This window comes from Sulfurovum sp. XGS-02, from assembly GCF_023213175.1.
Lineage (GTDB): Bacteria > Campylobacterota > Campylobacteria > Campylobacterales > Sulfurovaceae > Sulfurovum.
Genome location: NZ_CP093312.1, coordinates 955,721 through 981,999 on the forward strand (window position 1 = coordinate 955,721; position 26,279 = coordinate 981,999).

Here is a 26,279-nt window from a genome sequence, read left to right on the forward strand (position 1 = left end):
GTGTTGTTATATTGATATTTAAACATTATATAAAATAATTTTGTGCTGATTTATAAAATTTACATTTTTTCCGTCATAGTATCTTATTACATCATAAGTCCCTATATATAGGTTATACACACCATTTAGAGTCAAAAAAACCACATCATAACAGATGATTTAAATAACTTTTTAACATAATAATTATAATATTGAATGAATATTCAGTTATATTTAATAAAAAATAATTTATTATTGTCATAAGTTTATTATATTAAAAGGAACAACATGAAAAAGCAAAAGATTGAGCACAGCAAACCGCTTATAGATCATCTGTATGGTGAAGAACAAAGTGGGATGAGTAGAAGAACGGCACTAAAAGTGATGGGTATTGGAGGTGCAGCCGGTGTTATGGGTATGGCTCCTTCTTCTATAGCAGCTGCGGAAGCAGAAGCCGGAGTCAAGAGCGACAAGAATGCAAAGATACTGGTTGTAGGTGCAGGAGCGGGGGGAATCATGGCCCTTGCAAGACTGCGTAGTGCATTACCGAATGCAGATATAACCATTATCGCACCAAATGAGAAGCATCTTTACCAGCCGGGACAGGTCTTTATAGGTGCAGGGCTTTATACCTTCGATGACATCGTTAAAGATAATAAAGATTTTATTGCAGATGATGTCAATTGGATCAAAGATGAAGTCGCTTCTTTTGACCCGGATAATAATATGGTAACTACAAGAGCAGGTGAGGAGGTCTCTTATGATTATATGGTGGTGGCAACAGGTATAGTCTACCATTATGATTGGATCAAAGGTTTGACTGAAGATGATATCGGTAAAAACGGTATTGCTAGTGTCTATTTGAACAATCTTGAAAAAGGTACAGCAGATGGTGGTGAAATCACATGGAAATGGTTTAACGAACTGAAAAAATCAGCTGCTTCAGGAAAAAGACCAACAGCGATCTATACAAATCCAAATACACCTATTAAATGTGGGGGAGCACCGCAAAAAATGCTCTATCTTAGTGCAGACCATTTGAAAAAAGATGGTTTGAGTGCAAATTATATTTATGCGAACAGTGGTTCGAAGCTATTTAGTATACCTGAGATTGCAGATGCTTTACAGAAAGTACAAACAAGATATGACACGATCACTAACAAGTTCAGACATAATCTTGTTGCCATAGATGTAAAGAACAAAATGGCAACTTTTGAAGAGACCTATGAAATTAAAGGTGAGTACGATGAAGATCTAGGTGAATATGACATCTCTGAAGAGACCAGAATGGTTGATATGTCTTATGACTTTATTCATATCGTACCGCCAATGGGACCTCCTCAGGCTCTGGTTGATTCACCATTGGGTTGGCAAAAAGGTAGTGCGAAAGGCTGGCTGGAAGTAGACCAGGTCACGCTGCAGCACAGAAGATACAAAAATGTATTCGGTATGGGTGATGTCTGCGGTATACCTCTAGGTAAGACAGGAGGATCAGCAAGACATCATGGACCGATCGTTGTAGGTAACCTCGTTGCAGAACTGGAGGGCAAAAAACTTGAAGAAAAATTCGATGGATATACAGTGTGTCCGATGAAAGTATCCTATGGTGAGATTATTATGCCGGAATTTGGTTACAAGGGGCTCATACCAACGATACCGTTCCTGGATCCTGCAAAACCAAGATACTTCTGGTGGGCATTTGACCTTTATCAATTAAAACCGATGTACTGGTATCTGATGCTAAGAGGGTGGTTTTAGGCCATAACATAATTAATGTATAATACTTAATAATAATAACTAATAAAAGGAGTTAAATATGAATGGTTTTGATGCACTCTATGCGAAAGCAAAAGATCGTATTCGTTCACTGGCTGAGTTACCTTCTAGAAAAGAAGTGTCAATAGAAGAGATGCTGGCAAGTAAAGGTATCCAGCGACGTGACTTTATGAAGTGGGCTGCAGGTGTCACAGCGATGCTTGCATTACCGTCCCAGTTCACGCCTTTGTTTGCAGAGGCCGCAAAACTAGCAGACCGTGTACCGCTGGTCTGGCTCCATTTTGCAGAGTGTACAGGATGTAGTGAGTCGTTTATACGCTCCGATGCACCAACGATAGATTCACTGATCTTTGATTATGTCTCTGTTGAATATCATGAAACACTTATGGCTGCATCAGGGTGGCAGGCAGAGGCTAACCTTGAACATGCATTAGAAGAGTATAAAGGCCGTTATGTGTTACTTGCTGAAGGCGGTATACCAACAGCAAATCATGGTAAGTATTTGACACTGGGTGCCCATGGTACGACAGGAGTTGAGCTTATTACAAAAGCGGCTAAAAGTGCTGCAGCGATCTTTTCCATAGGTACTTGTGCGAGTTTCGGAGGTATCCAGGCAGCTGCACCTAATCCAACTGGTGCGAAAGGTGTGGACAAAGTGGTTTCACAACCGGTCATCAATGTACCAGGTTGTCCACCAAGTGCTGAAAATATAGTTGGGACGCTGATGCACTTCTTACTCTTTGGTACACTGCCGGCACTTGATCACTACCATCGTCCAAAATGGGCTTACGGTGCGCGTATTCATGATCTCTGTGAACGTCGTGGACATTTTGATGCCGGGGAGTTCGTAGAGAGTTTTGGTGATGAAGGTGCAAAAGAGGGATGGTGCCTCTATAAACAAGGATGTAAAGGACCTTACACTTTCAATAACTGTTCAACCGAACGGTTCAACCAGCATGTAAGTTGGCCGGTACAGGCAGGTCATGGATGTATGGGATGTTCTGAACCCGACTTTTTTGACAGCATGGGTCCACTGCTAAAACCGCTTAATTCGCATCTTATTATGGGTGTGAATACCACCGTTGACAAGCTTGGTACAGCACTATTAACAGCAACTGTTGTGGGAATTGGAGCACATGCTGTTGCAAGTATATTTATGAATAAAAACGATGAGAAGGAAGGATAGATTATGGCTAATAAACGTGTAGTTATTGATCCGATAACAAGAATTGAAGGACATCTGCGTGTTGAAGTAGAGGTTGATGAGAACAATGTAGTGCAAAAAGCCTATTCTTCATCCACCTTATGGAGAGGGATAGAGGTTATCCTTAAAGGACGTGATCCTCGTGATGCAGGTCTTATGGCACAACGTATTTGTGGTGTTTGTACCTATTCTCACTATAGAGCCGGTATTGAGTCTGTAGAAAATGCATTAGGTATAGAGATACCCTATAATGCAAAGCTGGTAAGGTCTCTTTTAAATGCATCTCTTTATATGCATGACCATGTTGTACACTTTTACCATTTACACGGACTTGACTGGGTGGATGTAGTATCGGCACTCAGTGCAGATCCTGCAAAAGCGTCCAAACTGGCATTCAAATACTCTGATATGCCAATTGCAACCGGTACAGATGAACTTACTGCTGTCCAAAAAAGAGTGAAAGAATTTGTTGATAAAGGTCAACTTGGGCCGTTTGCCAATGCATATTGGGGGAATGGTACCTATAAATTCTCTCCGGAGCAAAACCTTATTGCACTCTCACACTATCTTAAGGCACTTGAAGTACAGCGTGTAGCAGCACAGATGTTTGCTATTTTTGGTGCGAAGCAGCCACATCCTCAAAGTCTTGTGGTGGGCGGGGTTACCTGTGTCCGTGATATCTTGAGTCCGACACGCTTATCGCAGTGGAGAGAAAAATATAAGATCGTAAAGGATTTTATCGACCGTGCCTATCAGGCAGATATCGTGATGGCTGCAGATGCATACGGAAGTGAAGAGACCGTATTGGGTGGTCTGGGAGTTAAAAACTTCCTGGCGGCTGATGAATTTGTACTTAACCGTACAGAGTATCTTTTCCAAGGCGGGTACATTAAAGACGGTGATCTCAGTCAAGTATTTGATATCGATGAAACGAAGATCGAGGAAGATGTGACACACGCATGGTATAAAGGGAATAATCCTCTTCATCCATATGATGGCGTTACGGATCCTGATTATACCGGTTTCATAGATGGTGATACGGTAAACGGTGAAGCAAAGATCATCAATGAAAATGAAAAATATACTTGGGTCAAAGCCCCAAGATACGGCACTGATGCGGTGGAAGTAGGTCCTCTGTCTTGTCTCCTTGTAAATTATGCCAGAGGCAATGAAAAGGTCCAGGCTGAAGTCAATGCATTTTTAAAGCACACCGGATTGCCGTTAGAAGCTCTTTTCACGACATTGGGACGTACTGCGGCGCGTATGCTGCAGACCAAACTGATCTCAGATAATGCCATTACCATATTTGATTCTTTGGTTGAAAATGTCAAAACAGATGAGAGCACCTACACTAAATTTGAGATCAACCCATCCATAGAGTATACGGGGCGTTTTATCGGTGAAGTACCTCGCGGTGTGCTCAGTCACTGGGTACGGATAAAAGACGGTGTGATCGAAAATTATCAAGCAGTAGTGCCTACCACATGGAATGCGGGACCAATGGATGCCAATGGAACGATAGGGCCGTATGAAGCATCTCTTGTAGGATTGAAACTTGAAGATCCTACTAAACCGCTTGAAGTAATCAGAGTGATTCACTCTTTTGATCCGTGTATGTCATGTGCTGTACATGTAATAGATATGAAAGGTACAGAGATCAGTGAATTTAAAGTAAATCCTATAAGCAGCGGAGCAACTTGTTAGAATGCAAAGCAGACTTATATTAAAAATGAATGAAAAGGAGTATGCATTATGGGAAAACCGGAAGAAGAAATTGTAGAGCATCCCAGTTTTGTCTACAGCAGCATCAATAGAATTTTACATTGGATACGGGCCATAGTTATCATAGGATTGATTGTAACAGGTTTTTATATCGCTGAGCCATTTCTGACATCTCAAGGCTCAACGGATAAACTTCTTTATGCAGAGTGGACCAAATGGCATTTAATCTTAGGGTTTATCCTTATAGCTTCAGGAATACTCCGAATCTATCTTTTCTTTTTTGGAAAAGATACGAAAGGTGAATTGGGTTCACTTAAAGATCTATTTAGTCTAAAATCCTGGATCACTCAGTTAAAAGCTTACTTCTTTATCGGTGAATTAAAGAAAAAAGGGTTTTACGGGCCGTTACAGTTTCTAACCTATACTGCCATAATGGTCTTGGTGGTCTTAGCTTCCCTTACGGGGTTGATACTCTATGTACATGTGTATCACTTAGGTATAGGTGGTTGGTTATATGAACCTATGCGTGTTTTAGAAGTATGGATGGGAGGACTTGCCAATGTACGTTATATCCATCATATCACTGTGTGGGGCTATTTGATCTTCTTACCTATTCATATTTATCTGGTCATTTGGTCTGCCATACGCTTTAAACATGGTGCGATGGATGTGATGTTTACAGGATATGATTATCATTTAAGAAAAGAGAAACTGGAAAAAGAAAAAGAAAAAGTTGAAAAAGAGAAAAAGTGAAAATATTAATATTGGGTATTGGTAACCTGCTGTTCGGTGATGAAGGCATAGGTGTCCATTTTATAAAATATATAGAAGAAAAATATCAATTTGATGGAGAACATCAGATTGATACTATAGACGGCGGGACACTTGCCCAGAGGCTTATCCCTATCATTGTAGAGTATGACCATCTGATCATTATTGATACGATCAATGCACCAGGCGTTCAAGCAGGTGAAGTCTATTTCTTTAATTTTGATGCAGTACCTGATAATGTAGATTGGCAAGGCAGTGCGCATGAAGTTGAGATGCTTCAGACACTAAATATGATGGATATGACCGGAGATCGTCCGCCGACAATGATCATGGGTGTGGTACCGACCATTATAGAGATAACAGAGTTCTCTCTTTCTGAAGGTGTTGCTGAGGCTGTACCTTTAATGGAAAAAACGCTCTTGGAGTATCTAAAAAAAATGAATGTGAATGCAATCAAAAAAGCTGACGTCAATATACAGTCCATACTTCCAAACTCTTTTAGGAGCCATGATGCATATAGCGTTTAAATTTGACTATATCCATGATAATGGATTATTTACACGGTTGTTAAATCGCATACATGAACTCTCAAATATGCCGCTTTCACTTTCTGTAGAAGGTACAAGCTACACAATAGAGGCTTCAGGTGATCAACGCACCCTGGAAACTTTGGCAGAACAGATATCTGCACTGGTTCCCCAATCTCTTTTCTTAGGCAACTACACCATAGAAGAGGTTCATAAAGAGGAAGAAAAACAACAGAGTCCCAATAGATCATTACCAGATAACCATGTACCATTTAAAGTGCCTTACTGTCCTGAATGTCAGGAGAATGTCTCCAAGACACTCGATCCGTTTAACGCATGTTCTGTTTGCGGATTCAATGAAACATCGCTTGGCATGGGGGATCTCTTTGCATTTACGGGTATCGAGACGCCTACAGAAGAAGCATTTTTCACACGGATGGCAGATGTTTTGATAAACACGGGCGAGCTGCGGCTGCCTACTTACAATGGTATCCGACGTTTTTCACTCTTACATGCGAACAGAGAAGAGGATGAAGGTCTACTCTTTTGTACCCCCAGCGATATTTCAGAGAAGTTTCTCATCAATCAGCTGGAATTGAACTCACTGATGATGGTTGAGAAACCTTCTGTAAGACTGAAGCCAAAATTGATGTTCCGCAGTGAATATGAACTCAGTGAGCCTTTTTACCCTGTTTTCTTTGCGGATGACAAAATCACATTGGCACTTGCCACAGCATTAAAAAACAGAGGTATCGATGTTGTTTTTTCTGATCATGTACCGACACTTCGTGTTGCTACAGGATTAGATGAACATTTGATTATCACAAGCGGGAGAGATATGCTACCGTGGAGTGTTCCTATGCATTTAAAACATGCTTCATTTTGCGAGTATAAAGGTTTTCAGGCTTATGGAGATGCAAACGGATTGCAGGTTGGAACAGATCTAAAGATCGATCAGCAACCCTATATACACTATGTCTCCAATGAGGAGGTCCGAGAAGTGAGTCATGCTATTCGTTTTGAACCTGCCCATGCTGCACAGCGTTCTATCGTCATAGAGCATCAGCTTCAAGATCAAGCACTTTGTGGTATACATCTTAGCCGTGAACACAGGTCCCATATCTTCTCTTTTTCCAACAAGATCGGATATACTCCTATGGTTCTCTTCAAAGATGATGCATGGACCCAACCTAGAGATATACTTGAAGCAATAGCCTCAATGGATGAGGGAGGAATGCGTCTTGTTAATAACTATAAAAAAACGTTCCCTGGACTCTATGAGAAGATAGAAAAGTTAGAATTCATATCACATATGGAGACTAATGGTATTATGAGGATCTGGGCATTAGCAGCTGTATTCATCGGCTTATATGAAGGTGATGATATGCGAAGGTCATGTGAAACACTTGAAGCAACCGCTATTGAATTCAGCGGTAAATCCGGCCCTCGTATCGATTATAAAGTTATTGGTACAGAAGAGGGGTATCAACTTGATCCGAGACTTGCTATCCGGTCAGCCATGAGCTTTAAGCTTGCCGGACTTGATGATTACCTTCTTAGTTTCGGATTTATTGATTCTTTGGTTGATTTCCTTGCGAAACATGCAGAGGATTCTGATGCCAATGTCGGTATTAACGGGGTCACACTCAGTGGTGGACTGTTTGAAAATCGTCAATTATTGATGCGTACCTGTAAAGCTATCGGTGTTAACTATCCTATTTACAGAAATGAACGCTTAAGCATGGATCATGCCAATATCGCCTTTGGAGCAATAACACTGGGGAATGAGTAAAAAGTAAGATATACCTGGAAGTTACAATCCCTATTTGTTATTTTTTACTAAAATGATTGTATCAATTAGAAAGGCTTTCTTTGAAAATAACAGATAAAAAAGCGAAAAAACGAGAATCTATTATACAAACGGCACTACAATTGTTCTCTGCAAACGGCTTTCATAAAACAACCATACCCGACATTGCAAAAAAGATGCATATGAGTGTAGGAAACATCTATAACTATTTTTCATCAAAAGATATTTTGGCAGGGGAGATCATTAAATACACTTCTAATGTCTTAGGAGGAGAGATACGCAAGGTTAATATGCTTGATATCTCCTCCAAAGCCAAAATCAAAAAGATCGTAGAAGTCTATTTTGGTATGGCACAGGAACGTCCTGAAATGATCGAGTATTTTTTACGTGTTTATCTCTCTCATAGAGAAGTCTTTAAAAATGAATGTGAAGAGATGGTATGTGTCTCTGGATTTATCACTGAAATCATGATCTTCTTCAATGATGGTGTAGAATCAGGAGAGTTTAGAAATCAAGACTTTTTTTCTGCCTTTGGCCTTTTTCTAGGCTACTTGGGTGGGATGGTGTTTCTCAAAGGTGAAGGAATTCTACCTAAAGAGATCAATGAGTATATTGATGATATTTCCTTCAATATCTATCATGCATTGAAAGTTTAGATTGCCAAATGATACCTACACTTCTTTGGCTCTAATCAATTATCTGCAATGGCAATGCGCGGTTCAAACTCTATAGAGGAGGCCACATTTATTTTCCGTACGTTTGACGTTTGTTCCGTTTGCACTAAAAAATAATATAATCTTATATCAACCAATCAGATAAATATTCCAGATATCATAATAATGAATGACTATTCATTATTATTTAAGTTTTCTTTTCCTATTATAATGAATAGATATTCATTTACTATAGAAGGAGATGTTATGAATACAGATAACCAAGAAGTTACAAAGGAATTATTTGAATCAGTGGATACAAAAGTAGATTCACGACACGGTAATGAATATTATGACGATATATATGAAAGATGCAGAAAAAGCTTAGATGACTTAAACGTGCTCGAAACTTCAAAAAGAAGAGAGCATTTTCTGCAGTGCACTGAAGATGATGGGCTAATATCGTCATTGATCAATTTGGATGATGTTAACTGAACTTAGGTTGCATTTAGTGAGTTTTGTGACGATATCGATATTGTCATAATAGATTAAATAAATACAAAAAAGATAACACTTTTTTTGTAAAGGAGCAAAATATGGCATATAATAAAATTGCACTCATAGGTATAGGAAATATCATGTTTCATGATGAAGGACTTGGTGACTATCTTGTAAAATATATAGAGAATAATTATAATATTCCTGATAATTTAACGCTGGTAGAAGGTGGAACGTTGGATTTTAGCCTCATCTCCAACTATCGTGACTTTGATCAGTTGATCGTTGTAGGTGCATCATCCCAAGAAGGTGAAACTGGAACTATATATGCTCAATCAGGGAAAGAGATGGAGATGGCACAATATGCCGTAGATCTAACAGCGAAAGAATTTGATATCTCTTTTATAGATGAAGAGGTGGATAAAATACGACATATTTCCATGATACCGGAAAATATTATAGAAGTACGTAACGCGCTGACTGAATCTGTCTTGAGACATATGCCAAAACTTTTAGAGGTTACCCTAAAAGAGTTAAAGCATTTTGGTATAACGCTTAACAGAACTTTTTGTAGAAAGAGATCTTTTGAAAAGATCATAGATGACTGTGCTAACAATGGAAAATTAAAACAACTTGTTTTTGCCGGTGTGAATTAGGATGATACGGTACACAGCACTGGAATAGGTACTGTTTTACAGATAATAAATGTGTCCTTACCTCTGTAATCTGCCATCTTCTTCCAGCTGTCAAGTATAGATATTGATGTAGGCAGTCACTCTGTGGTAGAATACAGAAACGTTGTGTAATCAAAAAACTCTAATTAATAATAACGTTTCGATGGGAAAGGAGAATACTGTACATGTCTCATTGTACTTATAAGATCCAAATAGAAGGAACCGTACAAGGGGTTGGATTTCGACCTTTTGTCTATACGCTTGCACATCGTTTGGGGCTTCATGGAACTGTCAGTAATAGTACGGGAGGTGTAGAGATATATGTCAATACAACGCCTTCAGAACTAGAAACGCTGCTCTCAACTATCTATGCGGAACTGCCTCCATTGGCTGCTATTGATAAACTTATAAGTACTGAGATCGCATACAGGGATTTTCAGGATTTCAGGATCGTTACAACACAGGAAAAAGGTAGGAGGACGGTACGTATCCCCCCGGATGTCAGTATTTGCAAAGCGTGTGAATCAGAACTGTTCGATCCCGATAATCGCCGTTACGGTTATCCGTTTATTACTTGTACACATTGCGGTGTGCGTTACTCTATCATCAAGCAGCTCCCTTATGACAGAGCACAAACTTCCATGGCAGATTTTAAAATGTGTAAAGCGTGTGAAGAGGAGTATAACGATCCATTGGACAGACGATACCATGCACAGCCTATAGGGTGTTATGATTGCGGTCCTACATTAAAACTCTATAAAGGCAAAGAACTCTTAAATATCCCTCAAGATGAAATGATAGACAATACGGTTCGTTTTTTAGAAGATGGTAACATCATAGCTGTAAAAGGGGTAGGGGGCTATCATCTTGTTTGTGATGCAACCAACGATGAAGCCGTACAGCATTTAAGAGAGCGAAAAAAAAGACCATCTAAACCGTATGCCGTCATGGTTTCAGATATAAAATCTGCTCAATTCCTTGCTGACATGAATACTAAAGAAGAGGTTTTACTTACATCAAAGGAGAGACCTATTGTCTTGCTTAAGAGTAAAGAGAATACACAGATATCATCTTATGTGGCTCCTAATATTTCCCATATCGGACTTTTCCTTCCTTATACTCCCCTGCATCTGCTCTTGCTTCAGAAATTTCAACGACCTTTGGTCGCGACAAGTGCAAATGTGACCGATGAACCTATCTGCACGGATCTGGAAAGTCTGGAAAAGCTAGAGGGTATATATGACTATGTATTGGATCATAACAGGAGTATCGTTAACGGCTGTGATGATTCTGTGTTGATGGTAGTGAAAGATCAAGAGGTGATATTAAGACGTGCAAGGGGGTATGCCCCTGCTGCGCTTAAATTGCCTTTTAGATTGGAACATGATGTATTGGCTTTAGGCGCAAATCAAAAATCAACCATTGCCATAGGCTTTAACAATGAAGCAATACTCTCCCCGCATATAGGCGATCTCAATACTATAGATTCAGTGGAGTATTTTGAAAAGAACATTCAAATTTTTGAGCGTATTTATGATTTTCATCCCTCTCTTGTCATGCACGACAAACATCCCGGTTATGAGTCAACCAAATATGCATTAGCTCATTATGACAATACCCGGAGTGTGCAACATCACTATGCGCATATACTAGGGGTAATGGCAGAAAAGAAAATGGCAGAGAAAGTGCTTGGTGTAGCTTTTGACGGTACTGGATACGGTGATGACGGTACACTTTGGGGCGGAGAATTTTTGATTTGTGATCCAAAGTGCTATGAGCGTGTGGCACACATTAATCAGTTCAAACTCCTAGGGGGTGCAAAAGCAATCAAAGAGCCAAAAAGAGTGGCATTGAGCCTACTTTTTGATCTCTATGGCCAAGAGGCTTTAACCCTAGACACTCCAGCTGTTAGAGCATTCTCATCATCAGAACTACAAACATACTATATCGCATGGGAAAAAGGTTTGAATGCACCTCTGAGTTCCTCCATAGGCAGGCTCTTTGATGCAGTGGCATCACTCACGGATGTTTGTCATGTCATGAGTTTTGAGGGAGAGAGCGGTATGCTGCTTGAAGAGCTGTATGATGAACATGTTCAAGGATACTATACTTTTACCTGCGATCAGGGTATCATAGATATTTTACCTATGGTTCAAGAGATACTCCGGGAAGAAGACAGGTCTGTGGCAGTCTCCAAATTTTTCAATACCCTTGTAGAGATGATAAAACATTTTCATACACTCTCTAAGCTTCCATTAGTACTGAGTGGCGGCGTATTTCAGAACAGGATACTTTTAGGTTTGGTGCTTGAAGCCATCCCGGAAGCGATCATTGCCAGCACTATTCCTCCCAATGACGGAGGCATAGCATTGGGGCAGATCATGGCTTCAATGAATCAAATGTAGCTCTCTGTTCCTCTTTCGTACTGTTAAACCTCCATTCTGCCTCTTTTAAATAGTAGATGAACTGTTCATCGCTTACGCCTTTATATTGTAAAATAAATGTTTCGAAAAAAGTCCAGAACTTTGTGATTGTATTGTCAAATTTTTTTAGTTTTGCTACTTTGTGAAAACGCTGGTATTTTAAAAGAAGTTTATTCCCTTGATCATTTGTATCATAGTCAAAATACTGAATTGTCGGCATCATCAGATTATAGACCTTCCCTTCATACGAAAGTGTCAAAAAGTGTTGCAGTTTATCTATATTTTTATCATTCTTTTTCAGGCTCTTGGGAAGGTATAGGTATTCATCATACTCATCAATTTTATCTGTATTTTGTCTGTATTTCCTGTCACAATACAAAGTGATTATTTTCCTGAATTTTTGATAATATTTCTGTATGGTGTAAATATGCATACCTGTCAGTTTGGAAGCTTCTCTCGCATTTGCCCCTCCTGAATAAAAATAGATAAGACCTTTTGTTCCTTTTCAATTTTTCCGGGACTGAATTTCCGCAGGCATTTGGTTCATTTACGCAGCCTGTCTCCAAGTAGATAGGTTTGTGAATGATGACAGTAAATACATTTAATGATATATTATATATTTTAGTCCTTAAAATAGATTAGAAATCACTTTTTTAATACTGAATTAATAATTATAGACTATTATAATGAATATATATTCACTTTTATGAAGGAGATGAAATGGAACTGTCATTACTGGTGATATTTTGGTATGGAATTCTACATGCGTTCGGACCGGATCATCTTACCGCTATCGCTGATTTCTCCATAGGGAAAAACAGACAAAAGACCTTGTTGATCACAACACTCTTTGCCATAGGGCACGGGCTTAGTCTTTTTATATTTGCAAAGTTACTTCAACATACTGATATCTCTTCAGAGATATTGGCTTACGGTGATGTGATCTCTGCCACTGTGATCATTACTATAGGGGTCTACCTTCTTTTTATGGTGATAACCAATCGTATTCACTTACATAAACATATGCATGAAAATAAAGAACATATACATATTTGGTTTGGAAAATCTCATGAACATGATGCGATAGAAAACTCCTCTTCCTTTTCATTGGGCCTCTTGATGGGAGCGGGAGGAGTCAGAGGAATGCTGATCACACTGGGTGCAGTACAGGGTGGTACAGTAGATTTGAGTATGGTAGCTCTCTTTACATTGGGCGTGATGCTTGTATTTATAGCATTTGGGGTCCTTATGCTCTATGTGAACAAGAGCTTTTTGGGGAATCTTACAAATGTCAGAAGGGCATTTATAACGGCAGGAACAGTTTCACTGCTTGTCGGAACAAATATATTATTTGGATAAAGAAGAAAAATGTGTACAGATTGCGGATGCACGATTACAGAGAGTGCAGTGACCGTAGGAGATTATGTTTTAATTCATATCGGTTTTGTGATGAACAAGATAGATGAAAAAGAGGCATTGGCTTCAATAGAGAACTACAGGGAGATACTCGAACTCATGGATGATAATGAGAGGGAACGGGCAATCCTGGATGATGATGAATGTCCCGACAGGGGTCTCCTATGACATTAAAGAGAAATAACCTTTATCAAAATAAGGTAAACACCAGTGATTAAATAAAATTGGAATTGAAACATTTATATGAGAATTTCAGGAATGCCAAACAATAAAAACTTATGCTAAGATCTTCGTAGACGATTCAGTGGGCATACTCATACGATCATGAAATTCGGTCTTCCTCAGCTTATGCCTGAAAATATCAATTTCATACATGAACCCGGCAGTAGGTCAGAATTTGAAATAGACGATATACACTATACCTGTAAAGAGTGTGAGAGCTTGGATGTAAAGGTGATCGACGGTGAAGAGATGTATCTCATGAGCTTGGAAATGGAATAGATCAAAAATCGGTATTATTTCCGTTTCAGACCTATCTCAACATATCTACACTATATGACTCCAAAATGATCGTGCTACCGCTACGATAAGTAAAATACCCAAAATATTAAAGATGATACCGTACGATGCCATGGTTTTGACCGAAACTGCACCTGAGCTCATCGCTATCGCATTAGGCGGGGTGGCGATAGGAAGCATAAACGCATACGAAGCGCAGACCGTCGCGACCATCATGATCAGTGTTGCATCCATACTTGTTTGTTCAGCTACCTTATAGAGAATAGGGAGCATGATAGATATAAGTGCTGTATTGCTTGTGATCTCTGTCGTAAAGGTTATCATTGTAGCAACGATAAGTAAGAACAGGATCATAGGCATATTCGCGAAGCCCATGAGATGTGAAGCAATCTCTTCGGCCATACCTGTCTTGGTGACTGCTGCAGCTATTGCAAACCCTGCACCAAAAAGAAACATGATACGGTAGGGAATACTCCCTTTGTCTGTCATCCACTCCAAAATCGAAAAAGGCGGGGAAAAAAGGAGCAATCCTGCTGCAAGCAGTATACCTGGTTCACTCAACCCCAATCCATTATAATAGGGTTTAATAGGAGCATTGACCAAAAGCAGCATGATCAACCCGGAGAGAAGGTAGACTACTTTCTTTTGATCGGGATTAAGCGTTTTGTTGCTGAGATCTGCTTCTATATACAGATTTTTAACACCCACTCCCAGTATATACCCCACTGCTATAAACATCATTAGAACCAATGGTGCGACCATATACATCCACTGTACAAAAGGGATAGCCTCCATTCCCATCTCTTCCATGATACCCAAAAGTATCAGGTTAGGCGGCGTACCGATAGGTGTCAATATACCTCCGATGCTTGCCCCATAGGCTATACTTAAAGCAAAACGCATTTTAAGTTTGGGATCTTCTGTCAAAAAGAGTGCAATAGGAAGCAGGAGAAGGGTGGTAGTGGTATTGGAAAGTATAGAGCTTAAAAGGCCGGATGTGATGATCAATGCGAAAATAATACCTCTAACAGAGTTTGGAAAAAGATACAACATTCTACTTGCTATCACTTTGTGGAGCCCTGTTTTCTCTACAGCAATCGCGATAAGAAAACCACCTAGAAAAAGATAGATGATAGGATTGGCATAATTGACAGCCGTCTCTTTCGTCGACAAGACACCGGTAGCAGGGAAAAGGACGATTGGAAGCAATGAAACCACAGCCAAAGGTAATCCTTCATTCGTCCACAGTGTCACCATCAGTACTATCACAGTAACCATAAGAGACTGTTCGAGTGTAAAAAATGCGATCATCATCCCAAATGCTATCACCCCCAATAAAAGTGCTATGAATATTTTATTTGTATCTTTAGCCTTTGGCATCGAATCTCCCCTGATAGGTAAATTTTATAGTTTTATTGTGCCTCAAAAAACTTAAGGGTAGTGCTTCAACATATTATAGTGATGGACAAAAATATCAATTCTGTCTAATACCTACTAGATATTAGTATATGAGGACTTGAGTTAAATATATAAAGTCGTTATAATAAAATATAATAAAAAATAAGGAGGTAATGTAGTCATGAATTTAGATAGAAATATTATTGTTATCGCGAACTTAGGTGGGTTTGAAGCATATCAGGTTGATACGGTCACAGGTATTGATCCTCAAGAGACAAGAAATGTGAGTGCCGGCACGCAAAAAGTAAGAAGAAATCTAACCTCAATGAAACAATTTGAATATATAGAACCGCATACGCATACATCTGATGATATGAGCGACCAGTTGGGAAACCAGGGACATAATAACGGAGAGCAGCATAACCGTTCATTAGAAGCAGAACGTCGTGGACTACAACAGATCGCTGATGATATCACTGCATTGATCTCTGATACAAACCCTCCAAAATGGCACCTTGCTTTTCCACAGGAAAATTTAAATAAATTGACCGAAATGCTTGATACTAAGACAAAAGACAAACTCGGACAGAGTATAGGAAAAGATCTTACAAATGCACATGTAAAAGATCTGTTATCCTTTTTTGAATAGCTTTTTACTCCTAATTCCTGGGTCATGAAATAAGAGGGTAACATCATGACATGATCCAGTGAAACTCCTATAATCCCAATACTACATTCAGTGCATCATAAAGACCACGTTTATACTCTGTATCATCAAGACAATCATAAAGCTTTAACTGTTTTGATATCTGCTGTTTAAACTCTTCATTTATCTTCTTCTCTTCTTGTAGATAATAATAAGTAAGCTCAGTAAGGTATTCCAGAGCGGTTAACCTGCCTTCCCTGTACTTATCACTTACATTCAATGTAGTATTGTTGAACCTGTAGAGTGTTAATTCATTGTAACAATGCTTACTGACCGCTTCAAGCAGTTCTTTGGATGTAGGTTTCATAGGTGTATTCTGACAGAAAAAAATAGGAGAAGGTAAAAGTATGTCAAATTGTCATAGAAAATGATATACATAGCCAAGACATTGTATTTTTGAAAAGTAATATACAAAAAAAGTGCTACAATAGAGTAGATATAATACTGAGTTTCAGCCTCTAAAGTACCTATTCAAGGGCTTCTATCAAAAACAGGGGAGAAAGATGGACAGAAAATTCATATTAACCAGTTTAATTTATGCTATCGTCGGATTAGCACTCGGGATCTACATGGCAGCATCCAAAGATCATGGTCATTTGGTCACGCATACGCATATCCTGCTTATTGGGTTTGTTGTCTCTTTTATATACGGATTGTGTCACAAACTGTGGCTCAATAATCTGATCTCAAAACTCTCTATTGCACAATTCTATATACATCAGGTTGGAACACTTGGTGCAGTCATTGGTTTATTTTTATATTATGGAAATTTTGTTTCACTTGAAACCATTGATCCCTATTTGGCATTCTTTTCCATTACCATATTTACGGGAATGATCCTCATGACCATTCTTTTTATTGGATCATCCAAAAATGCATCACAAAATGCCTAAGTGAAATAGATATCTATTCCATTATAAGTATTCCTTTATAGAAATATAATTAAAATTTAAACTGAAACATATCAAACATAAATTATTATTCCAATAAAATAGATCATATCATCTAAAAAAAGGAAAACAAATGAAAAAAATACTACTTGCGAGTATACTTGTATTAGCAATGGGTGCCTTTGCACATGCAGAGTCCGATGAGTTCGATGATGATTTGGGTGAAGATCTGACAGATAGAGAGATCGTTCAAGATTTTATAGATGATTGTGACCATCATGGTGACTATTACGGATGTTTTGCCGCAGCAATGAAATATGAAAAGGGTGAGGTATTGGAAAAAGATATCTCAAAAGCGATTGAATACTACGAAAAAGCCTGTAAACATGGTTCTAACGAAGGCTGTAAAATGGCTGAGAAACTGAAGACAAAATAAGAGATCGAAATAGCAAGATAAAAATTCAACGCTAAAGAGTATAAGATTAGTTTTTATACAATAACTCCACATTTTTATTTTATAATATGATACATTAAAACCAGGAGGAAGTATGAAAAAAATGATTATGAGTAGTTTGGTGTGTATAAGTGTATGCATGCCTTTACAAGTATCTGCACAGTCTTTACTCGAAAGAGTCGTGGTAGATGTGATTTTAGGTGCATATGATAAACCGCAGTACCGTGATGACAGACCTTACTATTTTTACAATAACCAATACTATTATGGCGGTGAGTGGAGAAATGGAAACTACTACTATGATGGTCGAAGACTAAGTGGCGGTCACTACTATGAAAGAGGCTACTACGACCAGTATAACAGAGCGTATGATAAACCACAGTACCGTGATGAGAGACCTTACTACTTTTACAATAACAGATACTACTATGGCGGTGACTGGAGAAACGGTGACTACTACTATAAGGGTGAAAGACTAAGGGGCGGTCACTATTATGAAAGAGGCTACCAGGAACACCATAGAAAAAAGTATAAAAAAGAGAAGCACCCAAACCATAAGAACGGCTACTACAAGCACAATAAGCACTATCTAGGTGATGACGGTCATAGATACAGAGAGTATGATGATCATAAAAAATATAAAAAGAACGGCAAGCCAAAGAAACATGAGAGATGATCTCTCTTGTTTCAAATAGAATATGAAGACCTCTACTAAATAAGTTAACATAACTATCTCCTTCGCAAAGGGGCAAAGAGTCAACTTGAAAAACAAACTTTCCTTTTCTCTTAAATCATCCGTTAGGCATTTATTTTTTCTATCCAAAAGTATGAAAACCTTTTCTACACACAAATTACACCTATTTTGACTATACTTTTCAAATAAAGATATTCCTAAAGGATATAAAATGGATTTTATAGGACATGGCTGGGGTATGGGTTTTGGTATGTGGTTTATACCGGTATTGTTGGTTGTCCTTCTCATATATTTTTTAAAAGAGACGGCTAAAGGTGAAGCAAAAAACTCCTCTGCACAGGATATACTCGATAAACGTTATGCCAGTGGAGAGATAGATACAAAGGAGTATAAAGAAAAGTCTGATGCCCTCAAAAAAAATAAATAATTGATTGCTTGTTTCAAGGAGAACGGGATGAATCTATTTTCAGAACTCACCATAGGGAAGAAGACTTTAAAAAATAGGATCATCATGGCACCGATGACACGGTGCAGGGCAGTAGAGGGTAACTGTGCCAATGATCTGATGGCTGTATATTATGCCCAGAGGGCAAGTGCAGGGCTTATCATCACGGAGGCCACACAGATATCTCCTTTGGGTATAGGCTATCTGGCTACACCTGGTATCTATACTGATGCACAGATAGATGGGTGGAGAAAAGTCACTACAGCAGTACATAAAAAAGGTGGACTTATCTATCTGCAATTGTGGCATGTGGGCAGGGTCTCCCACTCTTCTTTCTTGCAAGGTAAACTTCCTGTAGCTCCATCAGCCGTAAAAATTGATGGTAAACACTATACCCCTGAAGGCATGCAGCCATATGAGATACCAAGGGCACTTCAGGTTCATGAAATCCACGAAATTGTCACAGAGTATGCACAGGCAGCTACAAATGCGATAGAAGCAGGTTTTGATGGTGTAGAGATACATGGAGCCAATGGCTACCTGATTGATCAGTTCATTAAAGATGGCAGCAACAAAAGAACCGATGCGTATGGCGGAAGCATAGAAAATAGAAGTAGATTCTTATTTGATGTACTATCAGCCGTCTGTGATGCGATAGGGTGTGAGAGAACAGCTCTAAGGCTTTCACCCAGCGGTACCTTTAACAGTATGACAGATATCGATCCCACGGAGGACTTCAAGTATATTTGCAAAAAACTGAATGATTATGATCTGGCATATCTACATATTATTGATGCATTGGAAGAAGATATCAAGCATGGTGCCAATGTGGTAGAGTTACAAGTACTTCGTGATGCTTACAAAGGTGTATTGATCACCAATGGAGAATACGATAAAGCAAGAGGCAACGAAGCTATAGAAAACGATCTTGCAGATGCAGTGTCCTATGGTACATTATATATTTCCAATCCTGATCTGCCTAAACGATTTGAAACCGATGCACCGTTAGCTCCAGCTGATCCCCATACATTCTATACACACGATGAAAAGGGGTATATAGACTATAAAACCATATAAGGTTATATATTAGTCAGTATAGCTACAATAATAGATAGTATACAACTTTAAAGGTACCCTCATGAAAACCATTGGCATCCTGATGTTCGTCATTTTAGCGATCCTTCTTCTTTTCACCGGTGGTGAGGATACAGAAGTGGAACAAACAACTCCTACTCCTGTTCAAAGCAACGAAAAACCCTACATTGATACTCCTGCACATACCTACAAAAGGCAAGTGGAAGCACTTAGTATCTCCAATACCCTGAAAACCCCCGTAAATACCTATCTGGACAGTCGAGTCGATGCAGTCGGCAATTCAAGAAAGTCGGTTGATGTGGGTAATAAGAGAATGGAAGAGCAAAACAAGGCTATGGAAGATTTTTTAAAGTAAATGAAAACAATTATATATAATAACCAAGATTTAGAAGTATCCAAAGTTGTTTGTATTGGTCGAAATTATGTCGAACATATAGAAGAGTTAGGGAATGAGATCCCTTCGAGTATGGTCGTTTTCAATAAACCAAACTCAGCCATAAGTGATACTCTTTACTATTTTTCAGAACATTGCCGTTATGAAGGTGAGATCTGTTTTTTAATACATGATGAGAAGATAGATGCAATAGGTTTTGGACTTGATCTGACACATGCTGATATTCAAAACCATTTAAAATCCAAAGGTTTACCATGGGAAAGAGCCAAAGCATTTGATCACTCTGCCGTACTTAGTGAATTTATACCACTGAGTGAAGATATCTGTACGTTAGGGATGAAACTCTATATCAATGACACACTGGTACAGTTTGCTACGTATGATCTGATGATGTATAAACCAGACACCATGCTTTCAGAGATACAAAGTTTTATGACTTTGGAAGATAATGATATTATCATGAGTGGTACGCCTAAAGGTGTAGGTACCTATAGCGTTGGAGATAAATTTGTAGGGCAGATATTTTCAGGAGAATTACTTTTACTTGAGAAAGAATGGATAGTGAAGCGTTTAAAAGATGAAATTTAAACCAATAACTTTCGATACTAAGACTAAATGGACGGAGGCGTAGCATGTTTGACTTTGAACTAGACCCTAAAATATTAAAAGAGCACTATGCCAATAAAGAAAAAGAACTTGAATACATAGAGTGGACAGCCAAGAGAGGTTCTGGTGAGAAATCCGAATCACTTGAGCTCTATAATACATACATAAAGGGAAAGTCCAGAGGAGAGCCTAAAACAGGTAGAGAATACTTAAATGACCCTTTATTAAGAGAAGAGGTTGCAATACTAGAAGAGGATATGCAAGATACTAAGTATACTGTAGAGAATATTTTTGATGTACTGCTGAACGATACACAGACGGCCAAAATGACATCACCTTTATTCTATGCACCTGAGCTAGAAGATGAACTTAGTTTGAGGGTTTTACATTATTTCATGGTTCTAAATACCATAAAGACTGCGCACAGTATCACAGATGCCAATATAAGAGCGACTAAAGAGACACTTGAGACTTTGGGAGCAGATCTACCAAAAGAACTTAAAATAGCCATATATGTCAAAGAGAAGTACAAGAAAGATCAACTTAAAAAAGCTGTAATGGATGCAGTAAAAATAATATTTCCACAAATTACAGATAAATCTACATTAGACTTGATAGCAACTGAAGCCCTAAGATAGGGCTACACTACTTCAAACATATAAAACTACTAATAGATACCTTATTTTTAACTCTTGCAACGGATCACGAGGTACACCAACTTGTAACCTATGAAATATTAAAGAAAATTATTATTATTATTATTATGTTTTAATGTGATATTTGAAATTTATGATTGGTTGCGGGAGCCGGATTTGAACCAACGACCTTCGGGTTATGAGGAGTAGGTTTTAACTTTAGGTATAATTCTTTTATGAAAGCAAATAAATTTTTTGGAATATTTTTGATATTTATTGGGATAACCACTTTATTCACTGGTGAAATAAATTTTGGTAGTATTGGGCTAAAAAATATAACCGGTTTGAATTTATATATGTTGAGTATTCCTTTTATATTACTTGGACTATACAGTCTGTACAATAGTATTAAAAGTAAAAAAGAATAATCAAAAGTTGAAAATTAAAAGTGAATTGGTTGCGGGAGCCGGATTTGAACCAACGACCTTCGGGTTATGAGCCCGACGAGCTACCAAACTGCTCTATCCCGCGACAGAAGTTTAAATCTTTCGATTTAAATGAAGTGAGATTGTATCTTGATTTAATAAAACCAAGATTAAATCTTATGGATGGGGTAGAGGGATTCGAACCCCCGAATAACGGTACCAAAAACCGTTGCCTTACCGCTTGGCGATACCCCAATCTTTATAAGCTAACTGCTTATGTGGACGGCATTATAGCACCATATGCTTCACATGTCAAGGGGTTTTAAAGAAAAGTTTAAAAAAGTTTCTAAAGTGAAGTAGCAGATAGGTATAATACGATTAATACTATATACTGTATAAAAGTTTTTGGAGAATTTGCATGTCAATTGAAGCGATTAAAAGAGTAGAAAAAGCGATAGAAGATATTAAACATGGAAAAATGGTCATCATGATGGATGATGAAGATCGTGAAAACGAAGGTGACCTTGTTTATGCAGCGACTTTCTCTACACCGGATATGGTGAACTTCATGGCAAAAGAAGCAAGAGGATTGATCTGTACACCTATCACCAATGAGATCGCTTCTAAGCTGGATCTTGTACCCATGGTAAGTAATAATGTATCTGCCCATGAAACAGCGTTTACTGTATCCATAGATTCAGCTAATGCTGAAACAGGTATCTCTGCAGCTGAGAGAGATGACTGTATCTCAAAGTTGGCAAATCCTCAAACAGTAAGTGAAGACTTTGTACGTCCGGGGCACATCTTTCCACTGATCGCCAAAGACGGTGGTGTTTTGGTCAGAACAGGGCATACTGAAGGTTCTGTAGACCTTTGTAAGCTGGCGGGACTGGCTCCTGCTGCTGTGATCTGTGAGATCATCAAAGACGATGGTAAGATGGCACGTATGGATGACCTTCAAATCTTTTCAAAAGAGCATGATCTCTCCATCGTTTACATTTCAGATATCGTTGAGTACCGTTTGGCCCATGAAAAACTTATCAAACGTATTAAAGAAGAAGATTGTGAACTCAGAGGCATTAAAGTAGAGAAGATCACATACTGTGACCACCTCGAGAGAACACATACGGTCATACAGTTTTACAAACCGCATGAAACTGCCAATGTGAAGTTTCACAATATAGGTTCAGACATTGGACTCGTACTTGACGATAAACGTTTTAATGCACTCAACAATTCTATAGAATACTTAAAACTCAATGGAGGAACACTTATCTTCCTTGATACTAAGATCATTTCTCACGAACAAGCCAAAGAGTTTGGTGTGGGTGCACAGATACTCAAAGACCTTGGCATCAAGAACATCAATCTTCTTACCACGAATAAAGATACGGAATTTGTCGGACTGGCAGGTTTTGGCCTGGATGTCATAGAAAAAATTGAGATCATATAATACAAATTGACCACCACATCCAACAAATAGGAGTAAATACTCCTATTTAAACTTTCTTTCTTAATTCTATGTTAAAATGATTTTACTACTACACATACCAAAGGATTGTTAATGACAAAAGAGACTTTTAACCCAAATCCGGAACTTGCTGCAAATGCTGCTATTAAAAATATGGATGAGTATTGGGCGTTACAAAACAAGGCTTTAGAAGACTATGAAGGTTTTTGGAAAGAGTATGCTGACGAAAAGATCGATTGGTTAGCACCTTATGACCAGGTACTTGATGAGAGTAATGCACCGTTTTACAAATGGTTTATCAACGGTAAACTCAATGTTTCCAACCAGTGTATCGACAGACACCTTGCAGACAAAGCAGATAAAACCGCTATCTTGTTCGAGGGTGACAGAGGTGATGTAGAACACATTACTTATGCGCAGCTCTCACTCCGTGTGAACAAAATGGCAAATTTACTTAGAAATGAATTTGGTATAAACAAAGGGGACAGAGTCGTACTCTATATGCCAATGATCCCTGAAGCTGCCTATGCAATGCTTGCATGTACCCGTATCGGTGCGATACACTCCATCGTATTTGGCGGTTTCTCAGCAGAAGCACTAAAAGACCGTATCGAAGATGCAGAGGCGAAGCTTGTTATCACTGCAGATGGTGCCTACAGAAAAGGGAAGCCTTATATGCTCAAACAAGTGGTTGATGATGCTCTCTCACAAGGTGGTAAAAGTGTTGAAGCTGTACTTGTCGTAAAAAGAAACAATGAAGAGATCAACTGGGTAGAGGGTAGAGACCATGACTACAACACACTGATCACCTCTCAACATGCAGAGTGTCCTTTTGAACTGATGGACAGCGAAGACCCGCTCTTCTTACTTTATACGTCAGGAAGTACGGGTAAACCAAAAGGTGTACAGCATGCAACTGCAGGGTACATCCTTTGGGCACAAATGACCATGGAGTGGGTATTTGATGTCAAAGAGGATGATGTCTACTGGTGTACCGCAGATATTGGTTGGATCACAGGGCATACGTATATTATTTACGGGCCTTTGGCAGCTGGGACAACGACAGTAATGTTTGAAGGTGTACCGACATACCCTGATGCAGGACGTGCATGGAAAATGGTGCAAGATCATAAGATCAACCAGTTCTATACTGCACCGACTGCTATTCGTGTACTTCATAAGATGGGGGAACATGAGCCTGAGAAGTATGACCTGTCAAGTTTAAGAGTACTCGGAACCGTGGGGGAACCTATAGATCCACCGGCATGGAAATGGTACTATGAAACCGTAGGTAATTCAAAATGTGCCATCGTCGATACTTGGTGGCAGACAGAAACAGGTGGGCATATGATCTCACCACTGCCTGGTGCGACACCTATCAAACCGGCATGTGCGACATTTGCACTGCCGGGGATCATAGCAGAGATCATCGATCCAGACGGAACACCTAAAGCAGTAGGTGAGACAGGCCTCCTTTGTATTACAAAACCTTGGCCGAGTATGATCAGAAATATCTGGGGTGATCCTAAACGTTATGAAAAAGCATACTTTGGTGACGCGGTCAAAGACGGAAAACCGGTGTATTTCTCAGGGGATGGTGCAGTAATTGATGAAGAGGGCTACATTACGATCACAGGTCGTGTAGATGATGTGATCAATGTTTCTGGTCACCGTATGGGAACAGCTGAGATAGAAGCAGCAGTAAAAAAAGACGATTCTGTGGCAGAAGTGGCTGTAGTAGGGCGTCCGCACGATATTAAAGGTGAATCTATTTTCATCTATATCGTACTCAAAGAGGGGCACATCAACAAAGATATCAAGAACCATATCAATGCATTGCTTGCAGCTGAGATCGGTAATATTGCCATCGCAGACCATATCATTGAAGTACCTGGATTGCCTAAAACTCGTTCAGGTAAGATCATGAGAAGAATCTTGCGTTCTATTGCAAAACATGAAGAGATCACGCAGGATATCTCTACACTTGAAGATCCATCTATCGTTGAACAGTTAGTCACAAAGGCAAGAGAAGCGTAACTTCTTCTCTTTGTCATTCCCCATATTCCTGGGGAATTCCTATCCTTACTTTCCCATCAACTCTTTGACTTTCAACAGGTCATCAAATACTTCTTTTTTTGCACTTGGGTTTCTCAGTAAATAACTTGGATGATAGGTAGGGATGACTGTATAGTCATTTTGTTTGTACAGGGTACCTCTGACCTTACTGATATCTGTATCATCGCCTGTAAGATAATGATACGCTGTTGCCCCCAGCGTTACTATGAGCTTTGGCTGTATCAGTTCGATCTGCTTCATTAAGTAGGGCTGACAGGTATGTGCCTGGGTTGGCGTAGGTATTGCATTATTGGGGGGGCGACACTTCACGATATTGGTGATGTAGACGTCAGATCTGGAGATGAGTAAGACATTTTCTATCATCTTGGTGAGCAGTTCACCCGACCTACCGACAAAAGGCTTACCTGAACTGTCCTCCATCGCACCGGGGCCTTCACCGATAAAAAGAATATCTGCCTGTGGATCACCCTCCCCAAAGACCACTTTCTGGCGACTTTTACTAAGCTCACACAGATGACACTCCATGGCTTGTTTTTTCAGTGACTCGAGTGTATTTGGAAGTCTGAGATTCTGTTCATCTTCTTTGTATGGTGTGACTGATGTATATTTGTATCCCAGCTGTTTGAGCTGATAAAGCTGTTTAAGTAAAAGTGCATTTCGGAGGTTTTTCATGGAAATATTATACTCCCAAACATCTTAATATGTTCACTGAATATTGTTTGGTGAAGAGGGAGTCAAAAGAGTGTTAGTCTGGATCTGAGCAGTATCAAGTATCTTTATCATTTGAGTAAGCACTTGCCTATATTGGGGAATATCTTCACAATAGACTATCGTCATCATAAGTAATCCGTCAGAGATCGGTTTTTTCTGTTGGACCGACTTGTCAAACAAGGTAAGTGAAGACTCACACTCCATCGTATTTGACCATAGTGTTATAGGTATCAATATCCATAAGAATAATGTTTTCATTTGTTATCCATTTCTGCCATATATTGAGTGAATAGTGTCATAAACGTTA

At 39.0% G+C, this 26,279-nt stretch carries 29 protein-coding genes, 2 tRNA genes and 1 pseudogene; 25 read left to right on the top strand and 7 right to left on the bottom strand.

The genetic code is table 11. The annotated features are described in order from the left end of the window. The first annotated feature begins 267 nt into the window (after positions 1–267). The 10 genes from MN086_RS04775 (at position 268) to hypF (ending at position 12,019) form a co-directional block, all read left to right on the top strand. Positions 268–1,737 carry an NAD(P)/FAD-dependent oxidoreductase gene (locus MN086_RS04775; RefSeq protein WP_248576920.1) on the top strand — a complete coding sequence of 490 codons (1,470 nt, stop codon included), beginning with the start codon at positions 268–270 and terminating at the stop codon, positions 1,735–1,737. A gap of 58 nt (positions 1,738–1,795) precedes the next feature. Beyond that, the gene (locus MN086_RS04780; RefSeq protein WP_248576921.1) at positions 1,796–2,941 is read left to right on the top strand and encodes a hydrogenase small subunit; all 1,146 of its coding nucleotides are present in this window, start codon (positions 1,796–1,798) and stop codon (positions 2,939–2,941) included. Positions 2,942–2,944: 3 nt separating this feature from the next. Beyond that, the gene (locus MN086_RS04785; protein ID WP_248576922.1) at positions 2,945–4,663 is read left to right on the top strand and encodes a nickel-dependent hydrogenase large subunit; all 1,719 of its coding nucleotides are present in this window, start codon (positions 2,945–2,947) and stop codon (positions 4,661–4,663) included. 48 nt (positions 4,664–4,711) lie between these two features. Then, positions 4,712–5,434: a Ni/Fe-hydrogenase, b-type cytochrome subunit gene (gene cybH, locus MN086_RS04790; protein ID WP_248576923.1), complete on the top strand. Its 723-nt coding sequence runs from the start codon at positions 4,712–4,714 to the stop codon at positions 5,432–5,434. After that, a complete protein-coding gene (locus MN086_RS04795) occupies positions 5,431–5,979 on the top strand; it encodes a HyaD/HybD family hydrogenase maturation endopeptidase (protein ID WP_248576924.1) in 549 nt (182 codons plus the stop codon). The genes cybH and MN086_RS04795 overlap by 4 nt, the downstream gene beginning before the upstream one ends. After that, positions 5,963–7,771, top strand: coding sequence for a hypothetical protein (locus tag MN086_RS04800; RefSeq protein ID WP_248576925.1), 1,809 nt, complete (start codon positions 5,963–5,965; stop codon positions 7,769–7,771). Before MN086_RS04795 ends, MN086_RS04800 begins: the two co-directional genes overlap by 17 nt. An 80-nt stretch (positions 7,772–7,851) precedes the next feature. After that, positions 7,852–8,445, top strand: a complete 594-nt coding sequence (locus MN086_RS04805) for a TetR/AcrR family transcriptional regulator (RefSeq protein WP_248576926.1) — start codon at positions 7,852–7,854, stop codon at positions 8,443–8,445. Positions 8,446–8,709: 264 nt separating this feature from the next. After that, positions 8,710–8,937, top strand: a complete 228-nt coding sequence (locus MN086_RS04810; RefSeq protein WP_248576927.1) for a hypothetical protein — start codon at positions 8,710–8,712, stop codon at positions 8,935–8,937. 101 nt (positions 8,938–9,038) lie between these two features. Next, complete coding sequence (locus tag MN086_RS04815; protein ID WP_248576928.1) at positions 9,039–9,596, top strand: hydrogenase maturation protease; 558 nt, start codon at positions 9,039–9,041, stop codon at positions 9,594–9,596. 203 nt (positions 9,597–9,799) lie between these two features. Further along, positions 9,800–12,019: a carbamoyltransferase HypF gene (gene hypF, locus MN086_RS04820; RefSeq protein ID WP_248576929.1), complete on the top strand. Its 2,220-nt coding sequence runs from the start codon at positions 9,800–9,802 to the stop codon at positions 12,017–12,019. Here the strand turns inward: hypF and MN086_RS04825 are convergent. After that, positions 11,994–12,470 (bottom strand): transposase, encoded by a 477-nt coding sequence (locus MN086_RS04825; protein ID WP_248576930.1) that lies wholly within the window; start codon positions 12,468–12,470, stop codon positions 11,994–11,996. The two genes, hypF and MN086_RS04825, sit on opposite strands and share 26 nt — an antisense overlap. A 287-nt stretch (positions 12,471–12,757) precedes the next feature. Between MN086_RS04825 and MN086_RS04830 the strand changes: the two genes are divergently transcribed. The 3 genes and pseudogenes from MN086_RS04830 to MN086_RS04840 form a co-directional block, all read left to right on the top strand. After that, the gene (locus MN086_RS04830; protein WP_248576931.1) at positions 12,758–13,396 is read left to right on the top strand and encodes a hypothetical protein; all 639 of its coding nucleotides are present in this window, start codon (positions 12,758–12,760) and stop codon (positions 13,394–13,396) included. A 9-nt stretch (positions 13,397–13,405) separates the two neighbouring features. Further along, complete coding sequence (locus tag MN086_RS04835) at positions 13,406–13,621, top strand: HypC/HybG/HupF family hydrogenase formation chaperone (protein ID WP_248576932.1); 216 nt, start codon at positions 13,406–13,408, stop codon at positions 13,619–13,621. 50 nt (positions 13,622–13,671) lie between these two features. After that, a pseudogene (locus MN086_RS04840) lies at positions 13,672–13,837 on the top strand (hydrogenase formation protein HypD); the annotation flags it as partial. Between the two features lie 162 nt (positions 13,838–13,999). Here MN086_RS04840 and MN086_RS04845 read toward each other — a convergent pair. Next, positions 14,000–15,352, bottom strand: coding sequence for a DASS family sodium-coupled anion symporter (locus MN086_RS04845; protein ID WP_248576933.1), 1,353 nt, complete (start codon positions 15,350–15,352; stop codon positions 14,000–14,002). Positions 15,353–15,551: 199 nt separating this feature from the next. Here MN086_RS04845 and MN086_RS04850 point away from each other — a divergent pair, with 199 nt between their 5' ends. Next, positions 15,552–16,019, top strand: a complete 468-nt coding sequence (locus tag MN086_RS04850) for a host attachment protein (protein ID WP_248576934.1) — start codon at positions 15,552–15,554, stop codon at positions 16,017–16,019. 67 nt (positions 16,020–16,086) lie between these two features. Here the strand turns inward: MN086_RS04850 and MN086_RS04855 are convergent, their stop codons facing one another. Beyond that, complete coding sequence (locus tag MN086_RS04855; RefSeq protein ID WP_248576935.1) at positions 16,087–16,383, bottom strand: hypothetical protein; 297 nt, start codon at positions 16,381–16,383, stop codon at positions 16,087–16,089. 196 nt (positions 16,384–16,579) lie between these two features. On the opposite strand from MN086_RS04855, the gene MN086_RS04860 reads away from it, so the two are divergent. The 9 genes from MN086_RS04860 to MN086_RS04900 all read left to right on the top strand — a co-directional run bounded on the left by MN086_RS04860 (position 16,580) and on the right by MN086_RS04900 (position 21,717). Beyond that, complete coding sequence (locus MN086_RS04860; protein ID WP_248576936.1) at positions 16,580–16,969, top strand: TonB-dependent receptor; 390 nt, start codon at positions 16,580–16,582, stop codon at positions 16,967–16,969. A gap of 130 nt (positions 16,970–17,099) precedes the next feature. Then, entirely contained in the window at positions 17,100–17,402 is a 303-nt protein-coding gene (locus MN086_RS04865; protein ID WP_248576937.1) for an SEL1-like repeat protein, read from the top strand. A gap of 112 nt (positions 17,403–17,514) precedes the next feature. Continuing rightward, positions 17,515–18,096 carry a hypothetical protein gene (locus MN086_RS04870; RefSeq protein WP_248576938.1) on the top strand — a complete coding sequence of 194 codons (582 nt, stop codon included), beginning with the start codon at positions 17,515–17,517 and terminating at the stop codon, positions 18,094–18,096. A gap of 229 nt (positions 18,097–18,325) precedes the next feature. After that, complete coding sequence (locus MN086_RS04875; protein WP_248576939.1) at positions 18,326–18,541, top strand: SHOCT domain-containing protein; 216 nt, start codon at positions 18,326–18,328, stop codon at positions 18,539–18,541. A gap of 27 nt (positions 18,542–18,568) precedes the next feature. Beyond that, on the top strand, positions 18,569–19,636 hold the full coding sequence (locus tag MN086_RS04880; RefSeq protein ID WP_248576940.1) for an alkene reductase: 1,068 nt from the start codon (positions 18,569–18,571) through the stop codon (positions 19,634–19,636). A 61-nt stretch (positions 19,637–19,697) separates the two neighbouring features. Beyond that, a complete protein-coding gene (locus MN086_RS04885; protein WP_248576941.1) occupies positions 19,698–20,009 on the top strand; it encodes a hypothetical protein in 312 nt (103 codons plus the stop codon). Further along, the gene (locus MN086_RS04890; RefSeq protein ID WP_248576942.1) at positions 20,010–20,636 is read left to right on the top strand and encodes a fumarylacetoacetate hydrolase family protein; all 627 of its coding nucleotides are present in this window, start codon (positions 20,010–20,012) and stop codon (positions 20,634–20,636) included. Positions 20,637–20,680: 44 nt separating this feature from the next. Beyond that, a complete protein-coding gene (locus tag MN086_RS04895) occupies positions 20,681–21,292 on the top strand; it encodes a hypothetical protein (protein ID WP_248576943.1) in 612 nt (203 codons plus the stop codon). A gap of 233 nt (positions 21,293–21,525) precedes the next feature. Beyond that, positions 21,526–21,717: a hypothetical protein gene (locus tag MN086_RS04900; RefSeq protein ID WP_248576944.1), complete on the top strand. Its 192-nt coding sequence runs from the start codon at positions 21,526–21,528 to the stop codon at positions 21,715–21,717. 26 nt (positions 21,718–21,743) lie between these two features. On the opposite strand, the gene MN086_RS04905 is transcribed toward MN086_RS04900, so the two are convergent. Then, positions 21,744–21,820: transfer RNA gene (locus MN086_RS04905), tRNA-Met, on the bottom strand. A gap of 74 nt (positions 21,821–21,894) precedes the next feature. Further along, positions 21,895–21,969 (bottom strand) — tRNA-Gln (locus MN086_RS04910). Positions 21,970–22,132: 163 nt separating this feature from the next. On the opposite strand from MN086_RS04910, the gene MN086_RS04915 reads away from it, so the two are divergent. Both MN086_RS04915 and acs read left to right on the top strand, forming a co-directional pair. Continuing rightward, entirely contained in the window at positions 22,133–23,167 is a 1,035-nt protein-coding gene (locus MN086_RS04915; protein ID WP_248576945.1) for a bifunctional 3,4-dihydroxy-2-butanone 4-phosphate synthase/GTP cyclohydrolase II, read from the top strand. Positions 23,168–23,278: 111 nt separating this feature from the next. Continuing rightward, positions 23,279–25,222: an acetate--CoA ligase gene (gene acs / locus MN086_RS04920; protein WP_248576946.1), complete on the top strand. Its 1,944-nt coding sequence runs from the start codon at positions 23,279–23,281 to the stop codon at positions 25,220–25,222. A 45-nt stretch (positions 25,223–25,267) separates the two neighbouring features. On the opposite strand, the gene MN086_RS04925 is transcribed toward acs, so the two are convergent. Continuing rightward, entirely contained in the window at positions 25,268–25,933 is a 666-nt protein-coding gene (locus MN086_RS04925; protein ID WP_248576947.1) for a uracil-DNA glycosylase, read from the bottom strand. Positions 25,934–25,966: 33 nt separating this feature from the next. Beyond that, positions 25,967–26,230, bottom strand: coding sequence for a hypothetical protein (locus MN086_RS04930; protein ID WP_248576948.1), 264 nt, complete (start codon positions 26,228–26,230; stop codon positions 25,967–25,969). Positions 26,231–26,279: the final 49 nt, after the last annotated feature.